The sequence below is a fragment of the Arthrobacter bambusae genome, assembly GCF_030812595.1.
GTDB lineage: Bacteria > Actinomycetota > Actinomycetes > Actinomycetales > Micrococcaceae > Arthrobacter > Arthrobacter bambusae_B.
Genome location: NZ_JAUSSZ010000024.1, coordinates 14,957 through 31,973, shown reverse-complemented (window position 1 = coordinate 31,973; position 17,017 = coordinate 14,957). Strand labels below are relative to the sequence as shown.

The 17,017-nt window shown below is 64.7% G+C and carries 17 protein-coding genes; 14 read left to right on the top strand and 3 right to left on the bottom strand.

Annotated features, from left to right (window positions below):
- Positions 1-107 precede the first annotated feature (107 nt).
- Complete coding sequence (locus J2S96_RS19645; RefSeq protein ID WP_306867427.1) at positions 108-1,223, bottom strand: HoxN/HupN/NixA family nickel/cobalt transporter; 1,116 nt, start codon at positions 1,221-1,223, stop codon at positions 108-110.
- Between the two features lie 138 nt (positions 1,224-1,361).
- On the opposite strand from J2S96_RS19645, the gene J2S96_RS19640 reads away from it, so the two are divergent.
- The 11 genes from J2S96_RS19640 to J2S96_RS19590 all read left to right on the top strand — a co-directional run bounded on the left by J2S96_RS19640 (position 1,362) and on the right by J2S96_RS19590 (position 10,177).
- Entirely contained in the window at positions 1,362-1,691 is a 330-nt protein-coding gene (locus J2S96_RS19640; RefSeq protein WP_306867424.1) for a hydrogenase maturation nickel metallochaperone HypA/HybF, read from the top strand.
- A 75-nt stretch (positions 1,692-1,766) separates the two neighbouring features.
- Complete coding sequence (gene hypB, locus J2S96_RS19635; protein ID WP_306867420.1) at positions 1,767-2,561, top strand: hydrogenase nickel incorporation protein HypB; 795 nt, start codon at positions 1,767-1,769, stop codon at positions 2,559-2,561.
- Between the two features lie 30 nt (positions 2,562-2,591).
- Positions 2,592-3,650 (top strand): hydrogenase expression protein HypE, encoded by a 1,059-nt coding sequence (locus J2S96_RS19630; RefSeq protein ID WP_306867416.1) that lies wholly within the window; start codon positions 2,592-2,594, stop codon positions 3,648-3,650.
- Positions 3,651-3,680: 30 nt separating this feature from the next.
- Entirely contained in the window at positions 3,681-5,474 is a 1,794-nt protein-coding gene (locus J2S96_RS19625; RefSeq protein ID WP_306867415.1) for a nickel-dependent hydrogenase large subunit, read from the top strand.
- A gap of 7 nt (positions 5,475-5,481) precedes the next feature.
- Complete coding sequence (locus tag J2S96_RS19620) at positions 5,482-6,429, top strand: NifU family protein (protein WP_306867412.1); 948 nt, start codon at positions 5,482-5,484, stop codon at positions 6,427-6,429.
- Between the two features lies 1 nt (position 6,430).
- Positions 6,431-7,129, top strand: coding sequence for a DUF5947 family protein (locus J2S96_RS19615; protein WP_306867409.1), 699 nt, complete (start codon positions 6,431-6,433; stop codon positions 7,127-7,129).
- Complete coding sequence (locus tag J2S96_RS19610) at positions 7,126-7,779, top strand: DUF6084 family protein (RefSeq protein ID WP_306867406.1); 654 nt, start codon at positions 7,126-7,128, stop codon at positions 7,777-7,779. Before J2S96_RS19615 ends, J2S96_RS19610 begins: the two co-directional genes overlap by 4 nt.
- Entirely contained in the window at positions 7,776-9,200 is a 1,425-nt protein-coding gene (locus J2S96_RS19605) for a hypothetical protein (protein ID WP_306867403.1), read from the top strand. Before J2S96_RS19610 ends, J2S96_RS19605 begins: the two co-directional genes overlap by 4 nt.
- Positions 9,200-9,319 (top strand): DUF6893 family small protein, encoded by a 120-nt coding sequence (locus J2S96_RS19600; RefSeq protein WP_370873174.1) that lies wholly within the window; start codon positions 9,200-9,202, stop codon positions 9,317-9,319. Before J2S96_RS19605 ends, J2S96_RS19600 begins: the two co-directional genes overlap by 1 nt.
- On the top strand, positions 9,316-9,891 hold the full coding sequence (locus tag J2S96_RS19595; RefSeq protein ID WP_306867399.1) for a hydrogenase maturation protease: 576 nt from the start codon (positions 9,316-9,318) through the stop codon (positions 9,889-9,891). Before J2S96_RS19600 ends, J2S96_RS19595 begins: the two co-directional genes overlap by 4 nt.
- Before the next feature lie 10 nt (positions 9,892-9,901).
- Positions 9,902-10,177, top strand: a complete 276-nt coding sequence (locus J2S96_RS19590) for a HypC/HybG/HupF family hydrogenase formation chaperone (RefSeq protein ID WP_306867396.1) — start codon at positions 9,902-9,904, stop codon at positions 10,175-10,177.
- Here J2S96_RS19590 and J2S96_RS19585 read toward each other — a convergent pair.
- Entirely contained in the window at positions 10,174-10,947 is a 774-nt protein-coding gene (locus J2S96_RS19585; RefSeq protein WP_306867392.1) for a DUF6390 family protein, read from the bottom strand. The two genes, J2S96_RS19590 and J2S96_RS19585, sit on opposite strands and share 4 nt — an antisense overlap.
- A 150-nt stretch (positions 10,948-11,097) precedes the next feature.
- Here J2S96_RS19585 and J2S96_RS19580 point away from each other — a divergent pair, with 150 nt between their 5' ends.
- The 3 genes from J2S96_RS19580 to J2S96_RS19570 are packed head-to-tail and all read left to right on the top strand — an operon-like array spanning position 11,098 to position 14,174.
- Positions 11,098-12,252 (top strand): ABC transporter substrate-binding protein, encoded by a 1,155-nt coding sequence (locus tag J2S96_RS19580; protein ID WP_306867389.1) that lies wholly within the window; start codon positions 11,098-11,100, stop codon positions 12,250-12,252.
- Positions 12,245-13,408: a FecCD family ABC transporter permease gene (locus J2S96_RS19575; protein WP_306867386.1), complete on the top strand. Its 1,164-nt coding sequence runs from the start codon at positions 12,245-12,247 to the stop codon at positions 13,406-13,408. Before J2S96_RS19580 ends, J2S96_RS19575 begins: the two co-directional genes overlap by 8 nt.
- Entirely contained in the window at positions 13,401-14,174 is a 774-nt protein-coding gene (locus J2S96_RS19570) for an ABC transporter ATP-binding protein (protein ID WP_306867384.1), read from the top strand. Before J2S96_RS19575 ends, J2S96_RS19570 begins: the two co-directional genes overlap by 8 nt.
- A 29-nt stretch (positions 14,175-14,203) precedes the next feature.
- Here the strand turns inward: J2S96_RS19570 and ppc are convergent, their stop codons facing one another.
- Positions 14,204-17,002, bottom strand: a complete 2,799-nt coding sequence (gene ppc / locus J2S96_RS19565) for a phosphoenolpyruvate carboxylase (RefSeq protein ID WP_306867381.1) — start codon at positions 17,000-17,002, stop codon at positions 14,204-14,206.
- Positions 17,003-17,017: the final 15 nt, after the last annotated feature.

The following is a 17,017-nucleotide window of genomic DNA, read 5'->3' as shown; positions in this document are numbered from 1 at the left end:
ACACCCGAACCAATTCACGCCGAACCTCAGGCCGACCAAAACGTCCCACAACACCACCAACCACTCAGGCGTTGCAACGACCCCCTGAACCCGCCGGAAACCCTCGCTCAGTTATGGGGCTGCCGGGACCAACGCTCTTCAATGTGGGCCCACTTCCAGATGCCCAGCGCCAGGACCCACGTCGCAATGAACAGCCCCACGATCAGGTACCCGACGGCGTTGAGGTCCAGTCTGCCTATCGCAGCCAGCGGGCCGGCGCTGATCCCTGTTCTCTGGACGATGATCGAAAACAACTCGACAGAACCGATCCCGAGCGCCACGGCGACCGACAACCCCGTGATCACGATGTTGTAGTACGCCCGGCGGACGGGCCGGGACAACGCCCACCCGTAAGCAAAGTTCATGAAGACGCCGTCGATGGAGTCCAACAAGCTCATCCCGGCGGCAAACAGCACGGGCAACGTCAGGATCGCGTACCAGGGAAGCGCGGAGGCCGCCGCCCCGCCCGCAAGAATCAACAGGCTCACTTCCGTGGCGGTATCGAACCCCAGGCCGAACAGCAATCCCACGCCGTAGACATGCCACGACCGGCTGACCAGGCGCGTGACACGGCGGTACGCCCTGTTCAAAAGTCCCAAATTGACCGACAACGCCTGATCAAGCTCGACGGCGGTGCACTCACCGTGCCGCATGCGCCGAACGGTCTTGATAATGCCCAGGAGCACTCCGAGGTTCAAGAGTCCGATGGCATAGAGGAAGATCCCCGAGACAGCCGTGCCGAACAACCCGAAGAATGAGTGGACGTCCCTTCCGGCTGTGCCAGTGTTGTCCGCAAGGCTTCGGATGCCCGCGGCAAGCAAGGCACACATGCCGAAGACAATGCTCGAGTGCCCCAGGGAAAACCAAAACCCTACCGACATCCGCCGACGGCCATCGTTGCAGAGTTTCCGGGTGATGTTGTCGATCGCGGCAATGTGGTCCGCGTCGAAAGCGTGCCGCAGGCCCAGTGTGTAAGCGGCCACGCCGAGGCCGACGCCGAAAGCTCCTGCCGGAACGCCGTGGAGGCTTCCCGATGCCGTCACCGCCGCGAGCGTACCCCAGCCCGCAGCATGCAGGACCGCGATAAAAGCGGCCATGCCACCGATCGACACCCGCTCGGTGCGCGTGAGACTGCGCCGGAAGCCGCTCATTCCGGCCGGCCGCGCAGCCGCCGTCTGCTTCATGGTTCGAGCCTCGGGTCCCATGTGCAATGCAGGGCGATTGAATACCCTGCCCCATGTAGCGGAAGTATACGCCGGAGTCAAGTTGGGTGGTTGCGCTTTCTTCGAAGCAAGCCTATCTTGGCAAGAAGGAGTGCCAGCATGCACGAACTCTCAATCACGCAGAGCCTTGTTGATGCCGTTCTGGAACGCACCGGAGAACGGGCGGTCACCGGCGTGAACCTCAGAATCGGACCGCTTTCCGGTGTGCTGCCGGATGCCATGCGCTTTTGCTTCGACATAGTTTCCGCTGGTACCTCGCTCGCAGGAGCGCAACTGAGGATCGATGAACCGCAAGGCCTGGGTCGATGCCGCAGCTGTGGCACGGAATTTGAACTAGAGGACCTTATCCTGCTCTGTCCATGCGGAAGCGCCGACGTCGACATCCTTAGCGGCCGCGAACTCATGGTGATATCTGTGGAGGTGGCTTGAGGAATGTGTACTACATGCGGATGCGGCGACGAGACGAACACAAGGGTCTCCACCCTTGATGGGATTCAACCCATCGTGGAGCACCAGCACCCGCACGACCACGCCCACCCGCACGACCACGACCATCCCCACGACCACGCCCACCCCCACGACCACACCCATCCCCACGACCACGACCACCACCCGGCAACGATCACCCTCGAGCAAAACCTGCTCGCCAAGAACGACCTGCTTGCGGCAAGGAACCGCGGCTGGCTGGCGGGCCGGGGAATCAGGGCGCTGAACATCATGAGTTCACCGGGCGCGGGCAAGACCACCCTTTTGGTCCGGACGCTTACCGACCTCGGCGGGCATTTGCAGGCCGGCGTCATCGAAGGGGACCAGGAGACGTCCCTGGACGCAGACCGGATCCGGGCCGTCGGCCGTCCGGTCATCCAGATCAACACTGGAGCCGGCTGCCATCTCGACGCCGATATGCTCCAGCGCGGCCTCGACGCCTTGGATCCGCAGCCGGGCTCCACGGTTTTCGTCGAGAACGTCGGCAACTTGGTCTGTCCGGCACTCTTTGACCTCGGCGAAACGGCCAAGGTCGTCGTCATTTCGGTTACGGAAGGTGATGATAAACCCCGGAAATACCCACATATGTTCATGGCAGCCGATCTGGTGATCGTCAATAAATCGGACCTGCTCCCCTACGTTGATTTCGACGTCGACGAATGCCTGCGGCAGATCCGGGAGATCAACCCGCACGCCGATTTCCTGGTCCTCTCCGCCACCACCGGTGACGGCCTCGCCGCTTGGTATGCCTGGCTGGACGGCTCCACATCCCGGTCAAATTCCTTGACTGAATCTCTATCAGACGCACATTGAGCCCGATTCGGGCCGCTGAAAGAGGCAACGATGCCTACCGAAACTTCCCTCAAGGCCGAAGAAGCCCTTATTCACGTGCTGTGGATCAACGCCGGGCTCAGTTGCGACGGCGATTCGGTCGCCTTGACGGCGGCCACGCAACCGAGCGTCGAGGAGATCGCGCTCGGCGCCTTGCCCGGGCTGCCACGCATCGCCATGCATTGGCCCCTGATCGACTTCGAATGCGGCCCCCAGGAGGGAGCCGACGACTTCCTGGAATGGTTCAGGAAAGCCGACCGCGGTGAGCTGGAACCCTTTGTCCTGGTGGTAGAGGGGTCCATCCCCAACGAAAGACTGCACGACGACGGCGGCTACTGGTGCGGGTTCGGAAACAACGTCGAAACCGGCCAGCCGATTACCACAAGCGAGTGGTTGGACCGCCTCGCGCCCAAAGCCACCGCGATCATCGCCGCAGGAACATGCGCGACGTATGGCGGCATCCACGCAATGGCCGGAAACCCGACGGGCGCCATGGGTGTCCCTGATTATCTGGGATACGACTGGAAGTCCAAGGCCGGCATCCCGATCGTCTGCGTCCCGGGGTGCCCGATCCAACCGGACAACCTGTCCGAAACCATCACCTACCTCTTGTACCAGGCCACCGGCCAGGCGCCCATGATCCCCTTGGACGATGCGCTCCGGCCAACCTGGCTGTTCGGCAAGACGGTCCACGAGGGCTGCGACCGGGCCGGCTACTACGAGCAGGGTGACTTCGCTGGCGAATACGGCTCACCCAAATGCCTGGTCAAACTCGGCTGTTGGGGACCCGTGGTCAAGTGCAACGTTCCCAAGCGCGGCTGGATGAACGGGATTGGCGGTTGCCCGAATGTCGGCGGCATTTGCATCGGCTGCACCATGCCGGGCTTCCCGGACAAGTTCATGCCTTTCATGGACGAACCTCCCGGCAGCAAGCTCTCCACCAGCACGATCAGGCCCTACGGGTCCGCGATCAGGGCCCTCCGGGGCATCACCAAACACACGCTGGACCAGGAGCCGAAGTGGCGCCGGCCCGGACACGAACTCCTTACTGGCGCGAAGCGCACTTGGTAACCACCCCCTCTTCCAGACAGGCGAAGCACAATGACCTCCACTATTCCCATGAATTCCGGGAGCGAAACGGGCAATAACAATCTGGTGGAGATGAACTGGGACCCCATTACCAGGATCGTCGGCAGCCTCGGCATCTACACCAAAATCGATTTCGCGAACAACCAGGTTGTGGAATGCAAGAGCACGTCCTCAATCTTTCGGGGTTACTCCATCTTCATGAAGGGCAAGGATCCGCGCGACGCCCACTTCATCACCAGCCGCATCTGCGGAATCTGCGGCGACAACCACGCAACCTGTTCCTGTTATGCACAAAACATGGCCTACGGAGTGAAGCCGCCGAACCTGGGTGAGTGGATCGTGAACCTCGGCGAGGCCGCCGAGTACATGTTCGACCACAACATCTTCCAGGAGAACCTGGTGGGCGTGGACTACTGCGAAAAGATGGTGTCCGAAACCAACCCCGGCGTCCTGGCCAAGGCTGAGAACACCCGCGCACCGCACGAAGCCGAACACGGCTACCGCACCATCGCGGACATCATGCGCTCGCTGAACCCGTTCACCGGGGAGTTCTACCGCGAGGCACTCCAAGTCAGCCGCGCCACCCGCGAGATGTTCTGCCTCATGGAGGGCCGCCACGTCCACCCGTCAACGCTCTACCCGGGCGGCGTGGGAACGGTTGCCACCATACAGTTGATGACGGACTACATCACGCGGCTCATGCGCTACGTCGAGTTCATGAAGAAGGTCGTCCCCATGCACGATGACCTGTTCGACTTCTTCTACGAAGCGCTCCCCGGTTACGAACAAGTGGGCCTGCGCCGCACCCTACTTGGCTGCTGGGGGTCCCTGCAGGATCCTGACTACTGCAATTTCCAGTACAAGGACATGACCGAATGGGGCCGGAAGATGTTCGTCACCCCCGGGGTGGTCGTGGACGGGAAACTCGTCACCACTGACTTGGTACGCATCAACCTTGGCATCCGGATCATGCTCGGCTCCTCGTATTACGAGGATTGGGAAGACCAGGAAATGTTCGTCACGCACGATCCCCTGGGCAACCCGGTGGACCGCCGGCACCCGTGGAACCAGCACACCAACCCGAGGCCGCAAAAGCGTGACCTCTCGGAGAAGTACAGCTGGGTCATGTCTCCGCGCTGGTTCGACGGCCAGGACAACCTGGCACTGGACACCGGCGGCGGACCACTGGCCCGCCTCTGGGCAACAGCGCTGGCCGGACTGGTTGATATCGGCTACATCAAATCCACCGGAACGAGCGTTCAAATCAACCTGCCGAAAACCGCGTTGAAGGGCCCTGTGTCCTTGGAGTGGAACATCCCGCAGTGGAGCAACACCATCGAGCGCAACCGCGCCCGCACGTATTTCCAGGCTTATGCCGCCGCAGCCGCCCTGCATTTCGCGGAAAAGGCCTTGGAGGAGATCCGCGCGGGCCGGACCAAGACGTGGGAAACCTTCACGGTCCCGGACGAAGCCATCAGCTGCGGCTTCACCGAGGCAGTGCGGGGCGTCCTGTCCCACCACATGGTCATCCGGGACGGCAAGATCGCCAACTACCACCCGTATCCCCCGACTCCTTGGAATGCGAGCCCCACTGACTCCTCAGGAACCGCCGGCCCATATGAGGACGCCGTCCAAGGGCAGCCGATCTTCGAGGAGAATGACAGGGAGCACTTCAAGGGCATCGACATTATGCGCACGGTCCGCAGCTTCGACCCGTGCCTTCCTTGCGGCGTCCATATGTACTTGGGCAACGGCCAGACCTTGGACAAGCTGCACTCACCCACCCAGACCCTGACTGGAGAGTAAGCACGCCATGCACGGCGGGGACCGGGCGCAGCAGGCGGGCGACAGGATCAGTACCTTGCTCGATGGTCTCGGCGCCGGCGGAGCGATTGCCCGTGGACGCGCCGAGGACCTCGTGCGGGAGGTGACCGACCTCTATGGCGCGGGACTCGAGCGGATCCTGGAAATCCTCGATGACCAGGGAAAGCTCGACGACGACACTCTCGGCGCGCTGGCCGCGGACGAACTCGTAGCCGGGCTCCTGATCATCCACGGGCTGCACCCGCAGAACCTGGAACAGCGGGTGGCGGCCGCGCTCGACAGCGTCAGGCCGTACCTCGGCTCGCATGGCGGCGACGTGGAGTTGTTGGACATCAGCGCCGAGGGCGTGGTGCGGCTGAAGCTGCTCGGGACCTGCCAGGGCTGCCCGTCGTCGTCGGTCACGCTCAAGTACGCCGTCGAGGAGGCGATCGAAACCGCAGCCCCGGAAGTGACCTCGATTGAAGTGGTCGAGGAGGAAAAGCACGCCGCCACCCCGGCGCTCATCCCTGTGGAGGCACTCATGGTGCGGGTCGCCGATCACGCGCCCGCCGCCGTCGGGCACGGTTCCCAACACGGGCTTGCCGGCTCGTGGGAGCCCGTGCCCGAAATCGCGGGCCTTGAGCCCGGCGAGGTTGCCGGCTTCCTGGTGGGCGATTATGCGGTCCTGGCCTGCCGGACCGGCCAGGATGCCTACGCTTACCGGGACTATTGCCCACGCTGCATGGGCCCCATGAAAGGTGCCGCCCTCCAGCGCGCGCTCGCGGCACCGGCCGGCGGCGGCCTGCTGCGGTGCCCCACGTGCCGGGGCCACTTCGACGTGCGTCGGGCCGGCGCCTGCCTTGAAGACAAGTCCCTCCACCTGGATCCCCTCCCGCTGTTGGTCCGCGACGGCGTGATGTCAGTAGCCGTCCCGGCGACCTCCGGGCATGGAGGCTGATATGGCCGGAACGAGCGCGAACGGCTTGCCGGTTGCCTTACTGCGGAAGATTGCCTCTGCCAGGCCAGCTCCTGTCGTCGGCGAGCGCTGCGAGATGTGCGGGGAGCCCATACCGGACGAGCATCAGCATGTGGTGGACATTGAGAGCCATGCCATGATGTGCACCTGCCGCCCCTGTTATCTCCTCTTCACCGACAGCACGGCCCACTTGCGATACCGCTCCGTTCCGGACAGGTATCTCTCCTTCCCTGACTTCGAGTTGGGTCCAGGCCAGTGGGACGAGCTGGAGATTCCCGTGGGCTTGGCTTTCTTCTTCCGGAGTTCCAAGCTTGACCGGACGGTCGCCTTCTATCCCGGTCCCGCGGGCGCTACGGAATCCGAGCTTCCCCTCAACGCTTGGGACGCCCTGCTGGCCCGCAATCCCGCGCTTTCCGTGGCTGCTCCGGACACCGAAGCCCTCCTGATCCGTGGCCCGGGTGCCGATCGTCCGCAGGCCGACTGCCATCTGGTCCCTGTCGACGCGTGCTACGAACTGGTCGGGCACCTCCGGCGCGTCTGGCGAGGGTTCGACGGCGGCCAAGAGGCCCGCGAGCAGCTCGCCGGATTCTTCGAACGGCTCGGCTCGCGAAGCAAGCCCCTTCACGAGGACAAACGGGGCCGCGACGGACGCCGTGTGTCCGCACCGGGAGGCCGGCAATGACAGCGCTCGCCTTCACCGTGCTGGACCTCCAGCCCGAGCCCTACGCCGCCTCTCCACAGTTGACGGCCCGGTTGCGGGTGACAGAATCCACGGGGGCCGAGGTACATGCCATCGCCCTGCGCTGCCAAGTGCGCATCCTCCCCCAGCGCCGCGGCTACGCGCCGGAGGAGGAGCCCGGCCTGCTCGACTTGTTCGGCGAGCGCGGCCGGTGGCCCACCACCTTGAAGTCTTTCCTGTGGTTGCAGTGCAGCACCATGGTGCAGGGATTCAGCGGCGCCGCCGACGTCGACCTCCCCCTGCCGTGCACCTTTGACTTCGACGTGGCCGCCTCCAAGTACCTCCACGCCCTGCGCGACGGCGAGATCCCGCTCGAGTTCCTGTTCTCCGGCACCGTTTTCACCAAGGGCAGCACGGGATTCGGCGTGGAACAGGTGCCATGGGACCTCGAGGCGTCGTACCGTTTGCCTGTCGCCGCGTGGCGGAAGTTGATGGACCTGTATTTCCCCAACGCCGGGTGGATCCGCCTGGACCGGGGGGTTTTGGCGGCCCTGTCGGGGTACAAATCGGCGCGGGGTCTGACCTCGTGGGATGCGACGGTGGAGGAGTTGCTTACCGGCAGGGCGGCCGTGGCGGGAGAGCCCCTGCCATGAACATGAGCTTGAGCCTTGCACGCGCCGTCGCTGACGCCGTCCTCTATGAGGGCTATTTGCTGTACCCCTACCGCGCATCCTCGCAGAAGAACCAGTCCCGCTGGCAGTTCGGGATCCTCGGGCCGCCGGGGGCAGCGCTGGCCGGGACGGGTGAAGAGCCGGAGATGTTCGCCGACTGCCTCCTCAGACCGGGTCCGCTGGCCGAAGTGGAGGCCCACCTCCGCTTCCTCCAGCTGCAGGCCCGCACGGCGGAAAAAGCGGACGACAGCGGAGGGTTCAGTCCCGTCGATGAGCTCACCATCGGGGCCAAACGTTGGCTGAGTTGGGACGAGGCTGTTGAGCAGGAGGTTGCGCTCGGGCCGTTTTCCGTGGCTGAGCTGATCGACGAACCTTTGGTGCTGGCCGTCGAAATCGCCGGAGGCACCGAGGTCGAGGAATTGGCCGCGGTCGGCGCGGATCCAGGCACCGCGGGTGCGGTGCCGCTGGCAGGCCGGCTGGTGCGCCGCCGTCGTGCGCTCCACGGCGAAGTCCAGCTGGCCGCCACCGACGTCGGAAGCGGACTGGTGCGTTTGCGGGTGACCGCGGTGAACAATGCCAGCGCGTTGCCGGAGCCGATCGGCAAGCAGGACGCCATCGCCAACTCATTCATCGGAACCCACCTGCTGTTGAGCGCCGATGATGCGGATTTCGTTTCGTTGCTTGAACCGCCGGACGAGGCACTCAAGGCTGCGCAATCGTGCGCGCAATACCGTTGCTGGCCCGTGCTTGCGGGTCCGGAGGGCCAACGCGATGTACTGCTGGTCTCGCCCATCATTCTTTATGACCACCCCGCGCTTGCACCGGAAAGTTCAGTCCCTTTGTACGACTCCACCGAGATCGACGAAATCCTGACGCTTCGCGTGTTGACGCTCACGGATCAAGAAAAGGCCGAGGCCAGGGCCACTGACCCGCGCGCGGCGGCGATCATCGACCGCTGCGAAGAGATGGCCCCTGAGGAACTGCAGCAACTCCACGGAATCCTGCGCAACCCCCATTCCCTTGCGACCGATGCCGCCGCTCCCGACGCCGCCGACCTCCCATGGTGGGAGCCCGAGGCGGAAGCGAGAGTCAAGCCGGAAGCGGACGTCGTCGTCATCAATGGTGTTCCGGTGGCTCGGGGCAGCCGGGTGAGGGTCAATCCCCGGAGGCGGGCCGATGCGCAAGACCTGTTCTTCGCCGGGCAAACCGGCCGGGTAACAAGCGTGCATTTCGACGTCGACGGCAGCACCCATGTGGGTTTGGTGCTTGAGCAGGACCCCGCAGCTGACCTCCACGAAGGCTACGGCAGGTCCTTCTACTACGCGCCCGATGAGCTTGAACCGCTGGGACCGCTGCCGCCCGGCAGCCACCCCGAAACGCAGGAGGGAAAGGAAGGCCCGTGATGAGGGTAATTGGAATGGCAACAGTCTGGCTGCTGGCCGGTGTGGGTCTTGGCGCCGTGTATGTGGGGCTTCGTTCGATCCCGGATATCCAGCGCTACATCAAAGTGCGCCAGATGTGAACCCAGTGCGTGGTGAAGCGTCGGCCGCGCCTGCTCCGCAGGTGGCAGCCCGGATCCTGGTGGCGGGCGTGGGCAATATATTCCTGCGCGACGACGGGTTCGGCCCCGAGGTGGCACGGCGGCTGGCGTCCGAGTCCAGGCTGTCCACGTCCGATGTCCGCGTGGTGGACTACGGCATTCGCGGGATGCATTTGGCCTACGACTTGCTCGACGACGTGGATGTCCTGGTCCTGGTGGACGCAGTGCCGGCTGAGCCTGCGCTCCTTGAAGAAGGCGGGGGGCAAGCAGGCTCCGGGCCGGGAAGCATCCGGGTGCTGAGAATCCGTCCTGAAGATCTCGATGGTCGCGCGGCGTTGGACCCGCACGGCATGAACCCCGCAGCCGTGCTGGGCCGGCTTCGTACGCTCGGCGGCGAATTGCCCACCACCTACGTCGTGGGCTGCGTACCCGAAGATCTGAGCGAGGGGATCGGATTGTCGGAGCCGGTGTCGGACGCAGTGCCCGAGGCCGTTTCCGCCGTCGTTTCCCTCCTCGCCCGCCATGCGCACCTTGTCCCACCCGTAACGGCTTGAGGGAGCACCCATGTGCCTCGGAATACCCGGCCAGGTCATCGAGCTTCTCGAGGGCTACGGCAACCAGCTCGCCTTGGTGGACGTGGCAGGCGTGCACCGGAAAATCAACGTAGGGCTCCTGGACGACGGTCCATTGGAACCCGGGACCTGGGTCCTCATCCATATGGGATTCGCCTTGGAGCGCGTGGATGCCGCGGGCGCGGAACAGGCCCTCGGCGGCCTGGAGCTCATGGGCCAGCCACGGGAGCCGCAAGCGGGAACCAGCCAGGCCGCCGTCGAGGGTTAGTGTTCGAGCGCGATCGCCGCGCCGCGGTGTTCAACACCCGTGTTGGCGATCTGGAGATGGCGGGCCGTGAAATGCTTCAGCTGCTGGAGCTGATGCGGAGTGATCCGGTCACACACCCAATCCCAGTGCAGCGTGACGGTGTCGCCAACGCCCAGTCCGGAGATGAACCCCATTCCGTTGACGGCAAACTTCGCTGACTCCACGACCGGTTCACCAACGCCCAACGCCACTCCGTCCCACACGAGCGGCCTCGAACTGACCACGGCTTCGTCGCCGGTGATGGCCAAGACCTCGCCCCACCGGATCCGGCAGCGGTCGAGCACGTTCAAAGCGGTTGCGTACCGTCGCTCGTCCCGGAGCAGGCCCAGCCAGGGGTAGATTTCAAACACGTGGAAGCTGTGGTGCGGCACTCCGCCCGCCAGGACGCCTTCAACCAAGTGCGGGAATTGCCGGCCGGTACGAGCCCGGAATCGATCTTCCATCGAGTTGCCGATGTTCGTGATTCCGACAGAATCCAGCAGTCTGTTGCCTACCCAATAGGCCTCCACGACGCGGGCATCAAGCGGATCAGCAATACCGGTGGAACCCGCAATGAGTTCAAGGTACGGCCAAGCCCCCGCGAAGCCCTTGGCGAGTTGCCGCAGTCCTTGATCGGTGACGCCGGATTGGCCATAGTGAAGCAGCGCGTCGCTGTCCGGAGGCCCGCAGCTCCCCCGGGCATTCGGCGGATAAGCGTAGCGGACAAACAGCTGCGCACCATCGACGATCATCGCGTGGCCACCTTCTTCAAGGGTCTTTTGAAAGTAGCACCGGGGCAGACCCTGAACAAGGGATTAGCACTCGTTCGCGGGCGCAAAGTCGTTGACACCCAAACCCTACGAGCGCATGCTCTGAAGAGCGACGCACAGAGGGGTCAGACCATGGGAACCTCCGAGCTGGACCGCCGCACGGCCCTCCAGGTCCTAGTGGCTGGTGGCTCGGCCGCGTTCCTTGCCGGATGCGGCGGCCCGGCCGGTTCCGTCGCCTCTACTCCGCCGCCGGCTTCCGCGTCCGCACCGCCGTCGGCTTCCGCTATCAGCGTCACGGACCAGCGCGGCAAGACAGCAACTTTTGCCCGTCCCGTCACACGGGTCGTCACCATCCCGATGCCGGCGGCATCGCTGCTTGTAGCCGTCGACCAGAGCCCGGATCATTTGGCCGCGATGCACAACGTTTCGTGGGTGGCCATGCGCGACGGCGTCATGGGGACCATGTTTCCCCACGCCCTGGACATCCCGCACGACATCGCCGCCCAGGACTTCACTCCGAACGTGGAGAGCGTGCGTGCCCTGAATCCCGACGTCGTCATCCAGTGGTCGGATACGCAACTGGTCGAGCCGCTGGAGAAAGCCGGGCTTACCGTCATTGGCCTGAAAAACACAGGCACGCAACAAGACGTGGACGCGTGGATCGCCATGTTCGCCGCAATACTGGGAAAACCCGAGCGCGCCGTCCAGATCAAGGCACGGAGCGACCAGGAGCTGGCCGCCATCAAGTCGCAGGCGGCCGCACGTACCGGCAAAGGCCCCAGCATCCTGTACTTCAACAGGTTCACGGGCGGCCTCAAAGTTGCCGGGGCCAACAGCTATAACGACTTCTACATCAAACTCATCGGGGCCACCAACCCCGCCACGGGAAAGGACCCGCTGCCCGGATCGGGGATGATCGGCTTGGACGTGGAACAGGTGCTCAAGTGGGATCCTGAGGTCATTCTGCTCGGCAACTTCGACAATGCGATGCCCTCGGACATCTACTCCGACCCCGTGTGGCAGGGCGTTTCCGCCGTGCGGTCCCGCCGGGTCTACAAAGTGCCCCTCGGCGGGTACCGCTGGGATCCGCCCGGGCAGGAGTCGCCCCTTATGTGGCATTGGCTCGCCGATATCGCCTTCCCCCAGGACAAATCTCCCCTGCGGAGCAAGGTCAGCGACTACTTCCGCTTCCTCTATAACCACGAGCCCACGGCCGAGGAATTGAACAAAATCCTCTGGACCTCCAACAACAGCGCTTCCGCCAACTACCAGCAATTCAATGCTTGATGAAACCAGCCCTCCCCGCCTCCCCCGCCGCAACGAACCCAAGCAACGCGGCCTGAACCGCGCCGGCCTAAGCAGCCCGCGCCGTCGTACTCCTCCCACGCGGGCAGCAACCCGGCTGGCGCCGCGGGACCAGCGGCGCGAACCGGCCGTCGTCGTTCCCATCGGCCTGGCGGCGCTGTTCCTTGTCGCGGCAGCGCTGCTGGCGCTCGCCGTGGGCCGTTACGGCGTTCCGCTCGGGCACGTCGTCGAGATCCTGGCCTCGCGGCTGGCCCCGCTTCCCAACGAAGCAAACGGCACGGAACAGAACGTTGTGTTGCTTGTCCGGATGCCCCGGATCCTGCTTGCCGCACTGGTGGGCGGCGGCCTGGCGCTCGGCGGAGCAGCCCTGCAGGCCGTTTTCCGGAATCCGCTGGTCAGCCCGGAAATCATCGGCGTCTCAGCCGGGGCCTCGTTCGGTGGCGCGCTGGCCTTGCTCCTGGGCCTGGAGTCCGCGCTCCTGGTCACGGGCTCTTTTGCGTTCGGCTTGATCGCCCTCGCAACCTTATTCCTGATCACCTCGGGCCGTGGAGGGACACCGATGCTGATGGTGGTGCTGGGCGGCGTGGTCACCGGATCGTTTTTCTCGGCCCTCGTCGCGCTGGTGACGTATGTCGCGGATCCGAACACCACCCTGCCCGCCATCGTGTTCTGGCTTCTCGGCAGCGTCGCCACAGCCACCTTCACCAAAGTGTTGGTGGCCGTGATCCCCATCCTGGGTGGCGCCGTCGTACTCCTGGCCCTGCGCTGGCGGATCAATGTGCTCTCTTTGGGCGACGACGATGCCGCGGCCCTGGGCGTGCGGCCGCGGCCGCTGCGCTGGGTGGTGCTGCTTGCGGTGGCCCTGATCGTGGCCGGAGCCGTGGCCGTCAGTGGTGCGGTGAGCTGGGTTGGGCTCGTGGTTCCGCACCTTGCCCGTATGTGGGTTGGGCCCGACCACCGGGTGCTGCTTCCCGTGTCCTTCCTGCTCGGCGCCGCCTACATCGTCTTGGTGGACACCGTGGCCCGCACGGCGACAGCCGGCGAAATACCGCTGGGCGTCCTCACGGCGCTGATCGGCGCCCCCGTGTTCTTCCTGCTCCTTCGCCGCAACCGGGAGAGGATCTGGGAGAGTGCTTGAGCTGGAGCAGGTGGGCTTTGGCTACACCCCGGGGAACTGGGTCTTTCGGGACGTGAGTTTCAGGGTCTCCGCGGGCGAGGCAACCGCGGTGCTGGGACCCAACGGAAGTGGCAAAACCACCTTGGTCCGGTGCGCTGCCGGGCTGCTGACGCCCGTCGAAGGTGTGGTTCTCCGGGAACAGAGCGCGGGGTTCGTGCCGCAGGCACATGGGACCGCCTTCGCCTACCGCGCCGTAGACATGGTGTTGATGGGGCGGGCGAGGCATGTGGGAGTCTTCCGCACGCCGGGCAATGCCGATCGCGCCGCAGCCCTGGACGCAATGGAACGGGTGGGCGCCGCCGAGCTCCGGGATCGGCTCTTCCCTACCTTGAGCGGCGGTGAGCAGCAGTTGGTCCTGATCGCCAGAGCCATCGCCGCGGGTTCGCCTCTCCTGGTCCTCGACGAGCCGGTCACCGGACTCGACCTGAAGAACCAAGTGCGGGTCTTGACGCTCCTGCGCGAACTCATGGCCGACGGCATGGCATTGCTTCTGAGCACGCATCATCCGGACCACGCGATGCACCTTGCCAGCCAGGTGGTCCTCTTGGGCCGAACCGGCGCGCGCGCCGGCCCCGCTGCCGAGCTGCTGACCGATGTCGAGCTCTCGCACCTCTATGGCGTCCCCGTCAGCACCCTGCCGTATTCCGACGACGGCGTTCCCCGCATGGCGATCGTGGTGGATTACGGACCCGATGTGAAGGAGCGTTTCCGGCGAACGCCCACATAAGTGAGCGAGCGTCGGAGGGGAAGCGACTGCTAGCCGGTGTTGCGGAGGCCGGCGGCCACTCCGTTGACGGTGATGAGCATGGCCCGCTGGAGGCGCTCGTCGATCTCGGCTCCGGAAATGGAAGCTTCGCGGACGCGGCGCAGCAACTCAACCTGCAGGTAACTGATGGGGTCGAGGTATTGGTCGCGGATTTCGAGGGAACGCTTCAGGGTAGGCTGCGCTTCCAGGAGCTCGGTCTCGCCGCTCAGGAGCTCCACCTCGGCGACCGTGAGATCGTACTCAGCCCGGATGGCCTTGAACAAGTGGTGCAGCTCCTCCGGAACCAGCGAAGACACGTAGTGCCCGGCGATGTCCATGTCCGTCTTGGCAAGGGTCATCTCCACGTTGGAGATCACGGAACGGAAGAAGTGCCAGCGCTTCATCATCTCCGCGAGCTCGGCAGTGTTGCCTGCCTCGCGGGCAGCCTTCAGGCCCGAGCCCACACCGAACCAGCCGGGCACGATCTGCCGTGACTGTGTCCAGCCGAACACCCACGGGATGGCACGGAGTCCGCCGAGGCCGGCCCCGGAGTCGGGGCGCTTGGAGGGACGCGAGCCGATGTTCAGGGAACCGAGTTGCTCCACCGGCGTCGAGGCCATGAAGTACGCAGGCAGGTCCGGATCGTCGATCAGCGCACGGTACTGGGCGAAGGCGGCGTCGGAAATGATCTCCATGACATGGCCGAAGCGTTCCCGCTCGTCATCGGACGTGCGCGGCGTGCGGTGCAGCGCAGAGCCTTGCATCACGGCGGCCAGGGAAAGCTCCAGGTTCTCGCGCGCGAGCTCCGGCAGGGAGTACTTGTCCGAGATGACTTCGCCTTGCTCGGTGAACTTGATAGCGCCTTCCAGCACTCCGTTCGGCTGGGCCATGATGGCGTCGTAGGTCGGTCCGCCGCCGCGGCCCACAGAGCCGCCGCGGCCATGGAACAACCGGACGTTCACGCCGTGCTTGGCGGCTACATCGCGCAGCTTCCGCTGGGTCTTATGGATCTCCCATTGGCTGGTCATGACGCCGGATTCCTTATTGGAGTCCGAGTATCCCAGCATGATCTCCTGGACATCCCCGCGCAGCCGGACCAGCGAACGGTAGGACGGGTCGGAGAGCAGCAGGTCCACGATCTCGGCCGAGGCCCGCAACTCCTCGACCGTCTCCAGGAGCGGGGCGAAGCCGATCTTGGCATACGGAGCCGCACCGAACAGGTCGATCAGTCCGGCTTCCCGGGCCAGCACTGCGGCGGCCAGGACATCGTCCGCGCCACGGGTCATGGAAATGATGTAGGTTTCGACAACGTCGGGCCCATACGTCTGGAGGGCGTGGCGGATGCTGCGGAAGACGTCGTACGTGCGGTCCCCGTCGCCGTCGAGCTTGATGGGGTGGCCCGACAGGGGGCGGCGCGAAGCCAGCTCCGCGCTCAGCCGCTCGAAACGCTCGGCGCGGGTCAACTCGCCGTAGGGAGTTCCGACGCCGATCCGGTCCGCCAACTGCCCGACGGCGTCGTGGTGGTAGTCGGCATGCTCACGGATATCGAGGGTGGCCAAGTGCAGGCCGAAGGACGCGATCGCGCGCCGGACGCGCGACAAGGCGCCGTCGGCTACCAGCACCGCGGAGTGCTTGCGCAAGGAGTCTTCCAACAAATCCAGTTCTGCCAACAGCTCCGAAGTGGAGGCGTAGTCGCGGCCGGGTTCGTGGTAGTTGGACGCAGATACGCGGCGGCCCGTGTTGATGAGCTTGGCTTTGATGCAGGTGAGTTTGAGCCGGTAGGGCTCCTGTGCGTTCAGTTCCAGGATGCGCTTGTCCAGGCCGGGGAGGTTCTTGAGGTCGACGTCGATCGAGTCCAGGAGCTCCTGCTCCGCGTCCACCAGGGCGGTGGAGTTGGAGAGGATGGAGATCAGTTCGTCGATCATCGAGATGCTGATCCGCACGGCGTGCTGGTTCTGCAACTGCAGGATCTCGCGGGTGACGGAAGCGGTGACGTTCGGGTTGCCATCGCGGTCCCCACCGATCCAGGAACCAAAGCGGATGGGGGCGTTGTGCGCCGGGAGCGCCACGCCGTGCTCCTCCAGCAGCTCGGAAAGGTCTGTAAGCATTTCCGGCATGGCGTCGGTGAGGATGCTGCTCAGGTAATAGATGGCGTTGCGGGCTTCGTCAACGGGTGTGGGACGGACCTGGCGCAGTTCGTCGGTCTGCCACATCTGGTCGATGATTTCGGCAAGCTGGCGGTCCTGCCGACGACGGGCGGCCGTGCCTTCAGGGGTGGATTCTGCCAGCACGTCGGAGAGTTTGCGGATTTTGTCCAGCACCGAACGGCGGGAGGCTTCGGTGGGGTGCGCGGTGAAAATAGGACGAACGTCCAGTTCGTTGACAACGTCCTGGAGCACCTCGTTTCCAGCCTTACCGGCGATCTCGGCCACTGCTTTGGCCAACCAGCCGTCCTTTTCCTGGCGGGTGCGCAGTCCGCGGACACGGTGCACCTGTTCTGCCGCGTTCGCGAGGTGGAAATAGAACGCGAAGGCGCGGACCAGCTCGGTGGCATCCTCAAGGGGCAACGAGGCGAGCAATTCGCGGACCTGGGCGACGACGTCGTGCGCGCTCCACGGGCCTGTTGCGTCAGCGCCGCCGCGGGCGGCTTCCTTGGATTCCTTGGTGAGCAGGCGCACCTGCTCGACGAGCCGAAGCAGCTCGGGGCCATGCTGGCGGACCAATGACTCGCCGAGAAGCGTGGAGACGCGGCGGACATCGGCCCGCAGTTCGGCGGCAAGGTCGGTGCTGAAATGTGCAGTGTCAACCATGGAAAGTACCTTCTG

Excerpts from the sequence above, each read along its gene's own strand:
- J2S96_RS19630 (WP_306867416.1), top strand. The coding sequence starts at position 2,592 with ATGCCTACCGAAACTTCCCTCAAGGCCGAAGAAGCCCTTATTCACGTG.
- J2S96_RS19585 (WP_306867392.1), bottom strand. The coding sequence starts at position 10,947 with ATGATCGTCGATGGTGCGCAGCTGTTTGTCCGCTACGCTTATCCGCCG.
- J2S96_RS19610 (WP_306867406.1), top strand. The coding sequence starts at position 7,126 with ATGACAGCGCTCGCCTTCACCGTGCTGGACCTCCAGCCCGAGCCCTAC.
- J2S96_RS19575 (WP_306867386.1), top strand. The coding sequence starts at position 12,245 with ATGCTTGATGAAACCAGCCCTCCCCGCCTCCCCCGCCGCAACGAACCC.
- J2S96_RS19605 (WP_306867403.1), top strand. The coding sequence starts at position 7,776 with ATGAACATGAGCTTGAGCCTTGCACGCGCCGTCGCTGACGCCGTCCTC.
- J2S96_RS19600 (WP_370873174.1), top strand. The coding sequence starts at position 9,200 with ATGAGGGTAATTGGAATGGCAACAGTCTGGCTGCTGGCCGGTGTGGGT.
- J2S96_RS19580 (WP_306867389.1), top strand. The coding sequence starts at position 11,098 with ATGGGAACCTCCGAGCTGGACCGCCGCACGGCCCTCCAGGTCCTAGTG.
- J2S96_RS19645 (WP_306867427.1), bottom strand. The coding sequence starts at position 1,223 with ATGAAGCAGACGGCGGCTGCGCGGCCGGCCGGAATGAGCGGCTTCCGG.
- ppc (WP_306867381.1), bottom strand. The coding sequence starts at position 17,002 with ATGGTTGACACTGCACATTTCAGCACCGACCTTGCCGCCGAACTGCGG.
- J2S96_RS19640 (WP_306867424.1), top strand. The coding sequence starts at position 1,362 with ATGCACGAACTCTCAATCACGCAGAGCCTTGTTGATGCCGTTCTGGAA.
- J2S96_RS19590 (WP_306867396.1), top strand. The coding sequence starts at position 9,902 with ATGTGCCTCGGAATACCCGGCCAGGTCATCGAGCTTCTCGAGGGCTAC.
- J2S96_RS19625 (WP_306867415.1), top strand. The coding sequence starts at position 3,681 with ATGACCTCCACTATTCCCATGAATTCCGGGAGCGAAACGGGCAATAAC.
- J2S96_RS19615 (WP_306867409.1), top strand. The coding sequence starts at position 6,431 with ATGGCCGGAACGAGCGCGAACGGCTTGCCGGTTGCCTTACTGCGGAAG.
- J2S96_RS19620 (WP_306867412.1), top strand. The coding sequence starts at position 5,482 with ATGCACGGCGGGGACCGGGCGCAGCAGGCGGGCGACAGGATCAGTACC.